This is a genomic window from Microbacterium sp. GXS0129 (assembly GCF_044769785.1).
In the GTDB taxonomy this organism is placed as follows: Bacteria; Actinomycetota; Actinomycetes; order Actinomycetales; family Microbacteriaceae; genus Microbacterium; species Microbacterium nymphoidis.
The window spans coordinates 124,802-137,951 of sequence record NZ_JBIZVZ010000005.1; the positions used below are offsets into that span (position 1 = coordinate 124,802).

General features: G+C 66.6%; 7 protein-coding genes. 4 read left to right on the plus strand and 3 right to left on the minus strand.

Annotated features, from left to right (window positions below; all coding sequences use genetic code 11):
• The first annotated feature begins 3 nt into the window (after positions 1-3).
• From ACIQJ5_RS14935 to trxA, 4 genes are all read left to right on the plus strand, one after another.
• Positions 4-2,274, plus strand: coding sequence for a DUF6049 family protein (locus ACIQJ5_RS14935; RefSeq protein ID WP_402845050.1), 2,271 nt, complete (start codon positions 4-6; stop codon positions 2,272-2,274).
• A complete protein-coding gene (murJ, locus tag ACIQJ5_RS14940; protein ID WP_402845052.1) occupies positions 2,267-3,883 on the plus strand; it encodes a murein biosynthesis integral membrane protein MurJ in 1,617 nt (538 codons plus the stop codon). The genes ACIQJ5_RS14935 and murJ overlap by 8 nt, the downstream gene beginning before the upstream one ends.
• A gap of 67 nt (positions 3,884-3,950) precedes the next feature.
• Positions 3,951-4,904, plus strand: coding sequence for a thioredoxin-disulfide reductase (gene trxB / locus ACIQJ5_RS14945; RefSeq protein WP_231092874.1), 954 nt, complete (start codon positions 3,951-3,953; stop codon positions 4,902-4,904).
• A gap of 85 nt (positions 4,905-4,989) precedes the next feature.
• Positions 4,990-5,313 (plus strand): thioredoxin, encoded by a 324-nt coding sequence (gene trxA, locus ACIQJ5_RS14950; protein ID WP_402845054.1) that lies wholly within the window; start codon positions 4,990-4,992, stop codon positions 5,311-5,313.
• Between the two features lie 240 nt (positions 5,314-5,553).
• On the opposite strand, the gene ACIQJ5_RS14955 is transcribed toward trxA, so the two are convergent.
• From ACIQJ5_RS14955 to ACIQJ5_RS14965, 3 genes are all read right to left on the minus strand, one after another.
• Positions 5,554-5,898 carry a tryptophan synthase subunit alpha gene (locus tag ACIQJ5_RS14955; RefSeq protein WP_231092755.1) on the minus strand — a complete coding sequence of 115 codons (345 nt, stop codon included), beginning with the start codon at positions 5,896-5,898 and terminating at the stop codon, positions 5,554-5,556.
• A 1,554-nt stretch (positions 5,899-7,452) separates the two neighbouring features.
• The gene (locus tag ACIQJ5_RS14960; RefSeq protein WP_231092754.1) at positions 7,453-8,535 is read right to left on the minus strand and encodes a ParB/RepB/Spo0J family partition protein; all 1,083 of its coding nucleotides are present in this window, start codon (positions 8,533-8,535) and stop codon (positions 7,453-7,455) included.
• Positions 8,535-9,440 carry a ParA family protein gene (locus ACIQJ5_RS14965; protein WP_308071099.1) on the minus strand — a complete coding sequence of 302 codons (906 nt, stop codon included), beginning with the start codon at positions 9,438-9,440 and terminating at the stop codon, positions 8,535-8,537. The genes ACIQJ5_RS14960 and ACIQJ5_RS14965 overlap by 1 nt, the downstream gene beginning before the upstream one ends.
• Positions 9,441-13,150: the final 3,710 nt, after the last annotated feature.

Genomic DNA, 13,150 nt, shown 5'->3' on the forward strand with positions numbered 1-13,150 from the left:
ACAATGACTGCCATCAGCCTCGATGTCCGGGCGTCCCGGATCGCGCGCGGCCGTCGCCTGCGCTCTGCAGGTGCCGCCGCCTTCATCGTCATGGCCATCGTGCTCGCGGTCTTCGGCGGCGGGATCTCCACACCGGCATCCGCCGCGCCCACCCCGTCGCCCTCTCCCACGCTCGCGGAGCCCGAGCTCTCGGTGTCTCCGGCGGCAGGCGGCATCCTCCGCCCCGGTCAGCCCCTGCGCGTGACGGCCGATGTCGCCAATCCCGGCGACGAACCCCTTCCGGCGGGAACGGTCTCCCTCTCGCTCAGTCGCGAACCGCTCGCAGATCGCGCGGCGGTGCTCGGCTGGATGAGCGGCGCACGCACCGCCGACGCCGTTCCGGTATCCAGCACACCGGTCCCTGCGGTCAACGGGGGAGCGGTCGAGTCGGCGATCATCACCACCGCGGTGACCGATCCGATCGTGTTGGCTCTGATTCCCGGCGTCTATGCCGCTCAGGTGCATTACTCGGCGGGGACGCAGTCCCTCACGCAGCGCACGGTGATCACCGTCGTCGCCGCAGATGCAGCGCCGATCACCACCACCACGGTGCTGCCGATCACCGCGCCGGCTGCCGGCGGTGGTCTGCTGTCGCTGGATCGGCTCGCGGAGCTCACGAGTCCGACCGGAGCACTCACCGCGGCCCTGGAAGCGGCCGACGAGCCGAGCGTGGTCCTGGCCATCGACCCGGCGATCCCTGCGGCCATTCGCGCCCTGGGTTCGACGGCGCCCCCGTCCGCGGTCACATGGCTGGCAGAGCTGCTGTCGCTGAAGAACGAGCGCTTCCTCCTGCCCTTCGCCGATGCCGACCCGCAGGTGCAGGCGGCTGCTGGACTCACCGAGCTCCTTGCCCCGCTGTCGCTGGAGGCCTACCTCTCCCCGGACAACTTCCGCGAGTCTGCCGTGGGTCTTCCGGGAGCGGAGCCGCTCCCTTCCGAATCTCCGTCGCCGACACCCTCGGAATCGGTGACGCCGACGGCCGCGGACGCGCCGACGCCCACGCCGACCACGCCCGCCCCCTCCGGTGCTCCTGCGCTGCCCTCGCTGGAGAAGCTGGTCGAGGTCGGCGACGCACTCGGCACGCTGGTGTGGCCCGCCGCCGGTACCGTGACGGACGCCGTCCTCCCGCTGGCCGCGGGCAATCCCGTTCTGGTCTCGAGCGACCAGCTCGCCACGATGGCCGCCCGGCAGGTCGTAGGCGACTCCTCCCTGATCGGATACGACGCCGCACTGGCCGATGTCCTGCGCGCCGCCGCGGAGGAGCCGTCCGCCACGGCTCGTGGCACCCTTCTCGCGACAGCAACCGCTCTGCTCCGCCTCGATGCCCAGCAGGCGGGAGGCAGTGTCGTCGCCGTCATCGGCCGCGGCACCGGAACGCACCCCGAAGCACTGCGAGCCACCCTCGATGCCGTGTCATCCGGCTCGCTCATCACGGGGCAGCCGATGTCGCAGCTGCTCGCCGCCCAGCCGGTCGCCGCAGCGCTGACGTCCGCGACCCCGACAGATGCCTCTGCCGATCATGCAGAGGCGTTGCGCGGGCTGCTGGCCGACGAGGAAAAGGTGACGGCGTTCTCCTCCGTACTCGCTGAGCCGGCCGTCCTCATCGGACGCGAACGCGCGCGCATCCTCCAGCTGCTTTCGGTGGCGGAGATCAGCCGCGACGACTGGGATTCCCTCGTCGCCGCCCAGCGCACGCGCACGCGTGACGAGATCATCGGCGCAGTGAGCATCGTGCGGCCGGAGACCGTGACGCTGGTGAGCTCCGGCTCCAACATCCCGATGAAGATCCGCAATGATCTGGACCTGCCGGTGACCGTGGTGGTGACGGCCACTCCGCACGATCTGCGACTGGGCGTGCGCAAGACCACGGTCGTGGAGGCGGCAGCGCACAGCAACACCAGCTTCTCGGTGCCGGTCACCGCCGGGATCAGCAACGGGGACGTGACTCTCGAATTGAGTGCGGCGTCCCCGACCGGCGTGGCGATCGGGTCGGTGCAGTACGCCGAGATCCGCGTACGGGCCGATTGGGAGACGATCGGTCTCGTGGTGCTGGGCACCATCGTGGTCGTGCTCTTCAGTCTGGGTACCTGGCGCACGATTCGCCGACGCCGCGCTGATGCCGCCAGCGGCGTGGCACCTGAACCCGGTCGGCGCGAGGCGCGCGCCGCATATCGTGCCGGCTCGGCCGCGCCGGATGATGCGGCTTCCGCCGCGGAGAAGGAGCCCCGTGGCTAGTCTCGGACGCAGCAGCGCGATGATCGCCGCCGGAACCATGGCCTCGCGCGTACTGGGTCTGGTCCGAACGGTCCTGCTCGTGCAGGTGCTCGGCGAGTTCTTCGTCGGTGACGCGTTCGCGGTGGCCAACGGTCTTCCCAGCACGATCTTCAACATCATCTCGGCCGGCGTGCTCACCGCCGTGTTCGTGCCGCAGATCGTCAAGTCACGTCAGCACGAGGACGGCGGAAACGCGTTCGTCTCGAAGCTGTTCACCCTGTCGACCGTGGTTCTCACGGTGGTGACCGTCGTGGCGACGATCGCGGCTCCGCTGTTGGTGCTGATCTACGCGAACAAGTTCAACGGCGGCGCCGCGCAGATCGCGCTGGCCACGGCCTTCGCCTACTGGTGCATCCCCCAGGTGCTCTTCTACGGGCTGTTCGCGCTGGTGGGGGAGACCTTCAACGCCCGCAAGGTGTACGGACCGTACACCTGGGCGCCCGTGGTCAACAACGTCTTCTCCATCGCGGGACTGGCGCTGTTCATGGCGATGTTCGAGACGCCGATGACGGAGATGGCGGATTGGACGCCGGATCGGATCGCCTTCATCGGCATCGTCACCACAGGTGGGATCATCGCCCAGTTCCTGGTGCTGCTGCTGTTCTGGCGGCGTTCCGGCCTCACGCTGCGACCGGACTTCCGGTGGCGCGGTGTCGGGCTCAGCGAGGTCGCCCGGCTCGGCGGGTGGACGTTCGCGATGGTGATCGTGGCGCAGATCGCCGGGGCGATCCAGTCCAACCTCGTCGCCGATGCGTCCGGTGTCTCACCCGCGCAGCTCAGCATGAACAATGCGTTCCTGGTGTACATCCTCCCGTACTCGATCATCGTGCTCTCGATCGGGACGCCGTACTTCACCCGCATCAGCGAGCACGCCGCGGCAGGACGCAAGTCTGAACTGGTCGACGACATCGACTCCTCGATCCGCACACTCGGCATCTTCATCGTGCTCGCCACCGCCGCTCTGGCCGTCGCCGCCGTTCCAGCCAGCCGCCTGTTCACCTCGAACGCGGATTCCGCGCTGCAGGTGGCACCCGTGCTGTGGGCCTACCTGGCGAACCTCATCCCGGTCGCCATCCTGTTCATCGTGCAGCGCACCTTCTACGTGTACGGCGACACGCGGACGCCCTTCTACTTCACGGTGCTGCAGCAATCGATCGTGATCATCACCGCATATGCCGCGTACTGGTTCCTGCCGAAGGAGTTCCTCGCGGTCGGCATCGCGGGCGGGCAGACGTTCGCCACCATCGTGCAGACCGTCGTCGCGATCCTGCTGCTGCGTCGTCGGATCGGATCCCTCCATTCGCGCAGCTGGCTCACTGCATACGCTCGCTTCATCGTGGCCGGCATCGCCGCCGCTGCGGTCGGATGGGTGACCTACGAGCTGCTGGGTGGATCGCACAGCTGGATGGTGTCGAACGATCCGTCCCTCGTGGGCAAGCTGACGGCCCTGCCCGGACTCGCCATCATCGGCGCAGTGGCTGCCGTCGTGTACGTGCTGGTGCTGCTTCTGCTGCGGGCTCCGGAGCTGCGCGTGGCCATCGACACCGGCAAGCGGATGCTCCGCCGCTGAACGCCCACAGCCTGCGGGAATGCGCCGCGCGTACCATTGGTTGAGCATGACGAACTCTGGAGGAACAGTGCGGAAAGTCATCATCATCGGATCGGGCCCTGCCGGCTACACGGCGGCCATCTACACCGCGCGCGCGGGCCTGGAGCCTCTCGTCATCGCAAGCTCCGTGGAGGCGGGCGGCGAGCTGATGAAGACCACCGAGGTCGAGAACTTCCCCGGCTTCCCGGAGGGCATCATGGGCCCCGAGCTCATGGACCTCATGCAGAAGCAGGCCGAGAAGTTCGGCGCCGAGGTCGTCTACGACGACGTCGAGGACCTCGACCTGTCGGGTGACGTGAAGAAGGTCGTGCTGGGCAGCGGCCGCGAGGAGGAGGCGGAGACCATCATCTACGCCACCGGTTCGGCGTACCGCCGCCTCGGCCTGGAGTCGGAGGACCGTCTCAGCGGCTACGGCGTGTCCTGGTGCGCCACGTGCGACGGCTTCTTCTTCCGCGAGAAGACCATCGCCGTGGTGGGTGGCGGCGACTCCGCGATGGAAGAGGCCACGTTCCTCACCCGCTTCGCGGACAAGGTGTACGTGATCGTGCGTCGCGACTCGCTGCGTGCCTCGAAGATCATGCAGCAGCGCGCCATCGACAACCCCAAGATCGAGTTCATCTGGAACGCAGAGGTCGCGGACATCCACGGCGAGTCCGCGGTGACGGCCGTGACCCTGCGCAACACCGTCGACGGAACGCTCTCCGAGCTCCCGTTGGAGGGGCTGTTCGTCGCGATCGGCAACGACCCGCGCACGCACCTGGTCCACTCCAAGCTCGACCTCACCGCCGAGGGCACCATCGCGGTGCAGGGGCGCACGTCGCGCACGTCCATCCCGGGCGTGTTCGCCGCGGGTGACGTGGTCGACCCGTTCTACCGCCAGGCGGTCACGGCGGCTGCCAGTGGCACCGTGGCGGCGCTGGACGTGGAACACTACCTCGCCGCCCGCGAGGCCGGCGCAGAGGACCTCGTCACCACGGCATGATGCCTGCCGGGAATGATCCTGCATCCTTCCCGGTTCTATCCATCGGGCTCTCGAAGTGTCAGCCCCAGATCAAGGAGATTCCGATATGACCGCTCAGGCGACGAGTTCGCAGACGTGGGATGCGGACGTCATCCAGGCCGAGGGTCCCGTGCTCGTGGACTTCTGGGCCGAGTGGTGCGGCCCGTGTCGCATGGTTTCGCCCATCCTCGACCAGATCGCTGCCGAGAACGTAGGCAAGATCACCATCCTCAAGCTCAACGTGGATGAGAATCCCGACCTGGCCATGAAGTACCAGATCACCTCCATCCCCGCGATGAAGGTGTTCAACGCCGGCCAGGTGGAGACCACCATCATCGGCGCCAAGGGCAAGCCGGCTCTGGAAGCCGACCTCGCCGCGTACCTGGCGTAATCGCACGTACGAAGGCCCCGGGTTCGCCCGGGGCCTTCGTCGTATCCGGGGTGCGCTGTGGGAGGTCAGTTCCTGTTCCGCGCAGGATCCCGGCTCCCCTGCCGGGGCACTGAGCTGACTGGGAGGACGGCGGTGACGCGCCCTCCGGGGGGGCGGGGGCGAAACGAAAGTGCTGCTCCCGCTGTGGATCAGCGGTCTCCGACGGGAAGGTTCCCGCGAAGTCTCCGCAACTCGCGCAGATCAGCCGACGTCGACGCGCACCGTGGGATCCCAGCGACGGTGCGTGTTGGCATCACCGAGGAGCTTCCAGACCGCGGGCGTGAGTTCGGGATAGTCCAGTGAGATCTGGCGCAGCACGCGATAGTGACGAGCCTGGTTCGGGCGCAAGCCGTCGTTGGCCATGATCGTCTCCGCGCGGAGAGTGTAGACCACGAGTTCATCGACGCTGGGGAGTTCTTCCATGAAGTCCCACGGGTCCTCCCCGTTGCGAATGCGCTCGGCGATGAGCACGCTCAGCTCGTCGATCGCCTCAGCGCGCAGCAGCTCAAGGCTGGCGCGTCGACGGGGTTCGTACTCGGGAGTCATCCTTTCCAGACTACGGCCCGTCGAGCACCACGGCTCCGGATCGCGCGATGGTTCGCTTTCGGCGACATGGTTCCGTTCCGGCGTGGCGCTGCAGCGGGTCGCGGGATGACTCTGTTCCCACTCTCGCCTCCGGCGGCGGGAGACGCCGCGACATGCCCGCCCGCATGACGGGAGCAGGAGCGCGTCTGCCGGTCGACGGCGGCTGCTTCGGACAGTTCGCGCGGGATCCCGTGCAGGCCGGCGAGATCCAGCACGTCGTCGAACCCGACTCGGAATCTCCGGCCTCGTTGTCACTCGTTCCGGCCTCGTTGTTACTCATTCCGGCTTCGGGAGCGTCACCGATCTGTCGTGGGTGCTGGACCGGATCGCATCGGGCCACCAGGTACGGCGATCCAGCACGTGGTCCGCTCATCACGTCTCGCCCAGACGCGCAGCGGCGGCTGCCCGAGAGGCCGCTGCAGCCGCCCTGCGGCGTCGTGGAGGCCACGGAGCCATGGATGGCGGCATGAGGGTGGTTGGAGGCTCGGTAGACGCGCACGGGGACGACGAGAGGATCGATGGGTCACTGGGGTTGCGAGTGCCGCCCCACAGGCCACGCTCGGGGGATAGGCGCTTAGCGCATCACACCAGTTGCGAAGGTGGCCCGGATAGGCGCCAGCGGCGAGGAGAAGCCGGAGGCGCCCCGTCGGCGGGGGGAGAGAGGGGCCCAGGGCCGGGGGGAAGCCCGAGGCGGGCCCAGGGCCGGGAGCGAAGGCGGGAGGCGCGCCCAGAGCCGGGGAGAAGCCAGAGGCGGGCCCAGGGCCGGGGGAGAAGCCAGAGACGTTCCGTGGCGAGGAGAAGCCAGAGGGCGCTCCGTGGCGAGGAGCCGACGGGAGAATCCACGGGACAACGGCAAGGACCTGCGCTACGCGACGAGGAGGAGCGACGCGCGACAACACGAAGAAGCGCACGACCATGAGAGACACACGGCATGGGGACGAGGCCCCGGGGAACTGCGCCATGGTGCGCCCGCGGTCATACGTGACCATGCGAGCCCAGCCGTCACCGTGAGGCGCAGCCGTGAGGTGTAGCCGTCAGGTGTAGCCGTCAGGCGTAGCCGTCAGGCGTAGCCGTCAGGCGCAGCCGCAAAGCGCAGCCGCAAAGCGCAGCCATAAGGCGCAGCCATAAGGCGCAGTCGTGAGATATAGCCGTGAGATATAGCCGTGAGATATAGCCGTGAGGCGCAGCCGCAAAGCGCAGCCATAAGGTGTAGCCGTAAGGCGATGGACCGCGGTCGCCGGGGCTCATCACCGGTCGGCCGAGCGCCGTGAACCACGGCCTGGTCCGCGCTTCATGCACGGCACGGGTACACCGCCGAAGCGGTTCGCACGGCGGCACTGTCTCACGTCACCGACGAACACCGGCCGGGCTTAGGGATGGGCCGGAGAAGACCCCGTGCCCCGACCGATCATCAATCTCAGATTCGGTGAGACTGGTGACGCCTCGGCGTGCGATCACCGCGTCCCACAGCCGGCCACCACGCCGAATAGTGTGCCCTCGACCTGGGGTTTTATCCTACTTTGCCCCGAACTCGTCTTCGCCGAGCTCTCCCAGGATGCGATTGAGGTCCTGAATGCTCGCGAATTCGATGCTCACCTGCCCCTTGCGCGCGCCGAGGGCGATCTTGACGCGCGTGTTCAGACGGTCGCCGAGACGGCTAGCGACATCGTCGAGGAATGCTCGTCGAGCGCCGGCCTGCGGCTTGGTGGCACGACCGGTGGAACCTTCGATGGTCTTCGCCGCCGACTCCGCGGCGCGCACCGACAGATCTTCGTTCACGATCTTGTCCGCGAGTCGGGACATCGCTTCGGGGGAGTCGAGGGAGAGGATCGCGCGCGCGTGTCCTGCAGAGAGAACACCGGCCGCCACGCGCTGCTGGACGGCAACCGGCAGCTTGAGGAGACGCAGGGTGTTGGACACCTGCGGACGAGACCGTCCGATGCGGCTCGCGAGTTCCTCGTGCGTGATGCCGAAGTCGTCGAGCAGCTGCTGATAGGCCGACGCCTCTTCCAGCGGATTGAGCTCGGAGCGATGCAGGTTCTCGAGCAGGGCGTCACGAAGCAGGTCGACATCATCGGTCTCGCGAACGATCGCGGGAATGGTTGCCAGCCCGGCCTCCCGCGCGGCCCGGGTGCGCCGCTCACCCATGATGAGTTCGTATCCGTCGCCGCCGGGTGCGGTGCGCACAACGACAGGCTGAAGGACACCGAACTCACGCACAGAGTGGACGAGTTCGGCGAGATCCTCAGCATCGAACACTGTGCGCGGCTGGCGTGGGTTCGGAACGATGGAGTGCGGGTCGACCTGGATCAGCGTCAGTCCCGGAACGGGCACGAGCTCATCGTCAGCCGTGGGCTCCGCCTTCTGAACCGGCTTCGACGCCTGTGCCGCTGGCTTACGCGCAGCGGGCTTCTTCGCGGTCCGCTTCACCGGCGCCGGCTCTTCCTGCTGAGGTGCCGCGGGGGCACCCTCTGCAGCGGCAGCCTTGTTGCTGGCGTTGTTGTCGGGAAAGAAGACGTCGACGGGACGCGACTCATTGGGCTCACTCGTGGGGATGAGTGCTCCGATTCCTCGTCCCAGGCCAGTGCGCTTAGCCATCAGCGCGTCCCTTCTTTCGTTTCTGACGCGCTCCGCTGCACGATTTCGACAGCGGCCTCGCGGTATGCGATGGCTCCGGCCGACTGTGGGTCGTAGGCGACCACCGTCTGCCCGAAGCTCGGGGCTTCCGATACGCGGACCGAGCGCGGGATGACCGTGTCGAGAACCTGATCGGTGAAGTGAGAACGTACCTCATCCGCCACCTGCTGCGCGAGCCGCGTTCGGCCGTCGTACATGGTGAGGAGGATCGTAGACACGTGGAGGACCGGATTGAGGTGCTTCTGGATCATCTGCACGCTGCCGAGCAGCTGGCTCAGACCTTCCAGTGCGTAGTACTCGCATTGGATCGGAATGAAGACCTCGGTCGCTGCCGTGAAGGCGTTGATCGTCAACAGCCCGAGCGAGGGAGGGCAGTCGATGATGACGAAGTCGATCGGTTCCGGCGATGATTCGATGAAGTCGGTGAGGGCTGTGCGGAGCCGGTGCTCTCGGGCTACCTGGGATACGAGTTCGATCTCAGCACCGGCCAGGTGGATCGTGCTGGGAGCGCACAGGAGGTTCGGCGACTCCGGACTCACCTGCACGACGTCTGCCAGAGGGAAGTCATCGATCAGCACGTCGTAGATCGAGGCGGTGTCGGCACTGTGAGGGATCCCGAGTGCGGTCGACGCGTTTCCCTGCGGGTCCAGGTCGATGACGAGCACGCGTCCACCAACGGCAGCAATGGCGGCAGCGATGTTGACCGTGGTGGTGGTCTTACCGACGCCGCCCTTCTGGTTGGACACCGTCATGATTCGCGTGCGACCCGAGAACGTGACTTCGGACTGCTCCAGCCGGCGGCGACGAGCGCTCAGATCCGCAAGCTCACGCGCCAGCGGGGTGTCATCTCCAAAGCCGTCTGTCATGTCCGCGTTGGGGGACTGTTTCACGTGAAACACACTCCTTACGCGCGCGAATCCAGCACGTTCTACTCTATGCGATCGGACCCGATTTGGCTCGGGTTGAGGAGCGACCTGCGAGCCGTTGGAGGCCCTCAGTGTGGCTCCGAGCGCGGCATCGCGAGTACGGAATTCGGTGATTGTGTGAAGTTGCTGTACGAGTAATCCACAGATCTACTCACAGTCGAACAGACGTTCGCCCCGCGTAATTCTGCGGAATACACCGTCATTGCGTGCGCCTTTCCCCAGATTCCTCCACAGGCGATGCGGGCACGCCTTCGAAGGATGACAGCGTGCAGCCTGAAGCTCCTCGCCTCCCACCCTCCACTGGCCACAGGCGACGGGGACGAGCGCGCGTCCGACTGCTGGATCATGTTCGCGATGAGCCTTCCGTCCGTCTGGCAGCGCTGTGCATCGTGCTCACGGGGTCGCCTCGTCTGGCTGACTGGGTGTCTGGCTGGCTGGCTGGCTGGCTGGCTGGCTGGCTGGCTGGCTGGCTGCGCAACTGTCGTCGCGCGGCTGACGGTGACGGCTATCCACGAGCGAGAGGGGTCGCCGTGCGTGGTGGATCACTCAGCATGCCGGGTGATCATGAGTGGCGGGCCGCCGAGGGCGGTCGACCGCGCCAGAGATCTGCGTGACCTCTCATCCCATCGTCATGCGCCACCGGGCATCGCTGGTGAGAGGCCGACGGATGCCACCTCACCGTGCGCTGATCTCGCGCGGCCGTGTTCCGGTGATGCCTGAGCTGACGCTCCCGTCGCGTGCTGGGGGAGAGGGGTGGGCGGACCAGCGTGGGGGAACACTTCGCGGATGCAGGGCCGTCTCACCCTTCATCATTTGCCGAAGCGCCAGGAGTGACACCGTTCGATGACCGCGATGACATGCCGGTGAGTTCATCGCGGCCTTGGTCTCGCAGTGGCGATCCAGCGCTCGCGCGCCGACGGATGTTCCCTCTTCGCCCCACAGATAGGAGATGGTTCTCGCGGGACTCTTGCAGGTCGGTGCCGGGGCGGTGGTGACGTTCCCACTACTCGCCAGGCTCCCCGACACGTCGCAGACCCGGGACGAACACCTCGCTGTTTCACGTGAAACAGAACGCACCCGCACGGCAGCGGTCTGCGCTCAACGTACTGGGCTCGGTGTCCATGATTCATCGCTCCCGTCCCGAACCAGCATCTAGCGCCATCGGGGCAGCGAAACATCCCCATGATGGCTCGCACAGTTCGTCCTACGAGCTGGGCAGCGCTCACGCCAGCGAAGGCGTGGAGAGCGTTCAGAGGGTCCTACTGTTTCACGTGAAACGCGCTCGGTTCAGTTCACCAGCGGCCGAACAGCAACGCATCGGCTGTGTCGAGCTCAGCTGAAGGCGTCTCTCGCCAGCGCCAGCCCATGTGTCAGTCACAGCCACACCCACACCCACACCCACACCCACAGCCACAGCCACAGCCACAGCCACAGCCACAGCCACAGCCACAGCCACAGCCAATGTGTCACTGGCACCGCGCCTCAGTCGGTTTCACTAGGTATCGACCGACTCGGCCCGCGCCCCGCAGACTCCGATGTCGTGGAGTCCGATCGCTCCCGTCGCTCGTTTAAGGGCAAAGGCGACATCACGGCTCGAGCGGAGTCGCCCAGCACTCCCTGCCCGTATAGGAATGGGCTTCCGTTCGCACGTGACCCTTCGCCTTCTACGAGGTGATCTCGCGCATAGTGCGACCGAAGGGTCACCGCGTTGCGGCACATCGACGGCCTGGCTTGTAAATATCGGGGGAGGCGTCATCGAATTGAGAGGCCAGTCCCACCGTACGCGGACGCCCCAGCACGCAGATCGCCAGTGGTTCTTCGCGGCTGTCCCGATGCCGAGCGACTGGGTGCCAACGTTTCACGTGAAACAGCCCAAGGTCCAATGCTCAATGGGGTTGCGGGCGCATGGATCCGCAGGCTCACCCTCTCTACCTGGCCCTCGACACCCGAAGCGACAATGCTCACCGTGTCAGACGACCGGTCTCCGCAGGCGCTGGCGGTCAGACGAACCTCCTGTGGAAACACCGGAAGGGTGGAAGCGCTAGGTGGTCATCTCCGGACTTCCGCGACTGCCCTGCCATCAGCACGCACTCCGGAACATCGCCGTCGGTCAGTAGAGAACGGACTTCATCGGACCACTCCGGTCAAGTAGCCACCTAACCCCACGGATCGCGCCCCCATGGCTGCTAGCGCACGACCACGACAACGCGCACGGCCGGCGTCACATGCACCTCTACAGGCAAGAACACAAGCGCTCAGACGCGCGGACGCGGAAGCATACCGGGGCACGCACGCGGGTACAGGTACAGGCACAGGTACACACCCCCACACGCACACACCCACACCCGCACCCACACCCAGACCAAAGCCCACAGCCACGCACACACCCAATCGCGCGTCCAAGCACACAACCACGCAGGCAGCCATGGCCAGAGCCACAGCCGCAGCCGCAGCCAGAGCCACAGCCACAGCCGCAGCCAGAGCCACAGCCACAGCCACAGCCACAGCCGAGCGCGCACCTACGAACACAGGCCGAACGCACGCGCTCGCGCAGACGGACCACAGGCATACGCACAGGCACAGGCACAGGCACAGGCACAGGCACAGGCACAGGCACAGGCACAGGCACATCATGCATTCACCCGCGCCTCGACAGCGCGTCGGCCGCTCCGCTCGACACACTGGTCCTGGAGTCAACATAGGTGCCGAACATCCGGCGACCACGCCCACAGCCAGGCGTACCGTCGACGCCCACTGCGCGTCAGCCAGGCTCCACAGAGGCGCGCCTAGCCCCGGTCGCCACAGCCCCCACCCAGAGCGCTGTGTTTCACGTGAAACACAGCGGCGCCGGTGAGGCGCCAGCTGGGAAACCCCCATCCGTCGAACGATATCGACCGGAGCCCCAACTCAGACCGCCTCAAAAGGAGACGGCCGCGGTACCCGGAGGGGGTGACCACGTTGTTTCACGTGAAACACCGACAAGGCGTGGAGCGCCGCGCACGCCCTACTTGTGCACTCGAGAGAGTTCGGAGGCCGCCGATAAGGCGCAGCCCGCATCGCGGGCAAGTCATCTATTCGCCCGTTGCGACAGGCTGGCGGAGCGGTTGTGCGGCATCGTCGGCGACAGCGGTCAGCTGTGGTCTTCGACGCAGCGCACGAGGGCGCGCTGTTTCACGTGAAACAGCCAGAAGATGCGATCCGGGGCGGAAGTGAGAACGGAGCCGAGAGTCGGAGACGCCAACAAGCAGGGGAGGGGCAGACAGGGCAAACCAAGGATCACCGCCAGGCCTACGCCCCCCCAATCGCGTTGTTCGTGCGAGGTCCGGACCCGCGCCGTTGCTGGCCACGTACGTAGAGAATGCCGTGCACGCCCTCTCGCCGAATGTTCCACGTGAAACACAGCAGAACCGACCTTTGATCGGCGGTGGCCCCACCGCCGCGCCCGGAGAACCTGACCCCTGCCCCCCCTCCACGCGAGGGCAGTCGAGAAGGAGGACCAGCGTCATCTCGAGCGAGACAACCTGAGCGCGGTTCTGTTCCCACTCACGCGCGTGTCCACCGCGCACCGCGACTTAGCGTGACGCAACCCCGGGATTGTGTTCGCTTCTGCCGGGAAGATGTGGACCCAGACAACGAATGGACGAGAACAC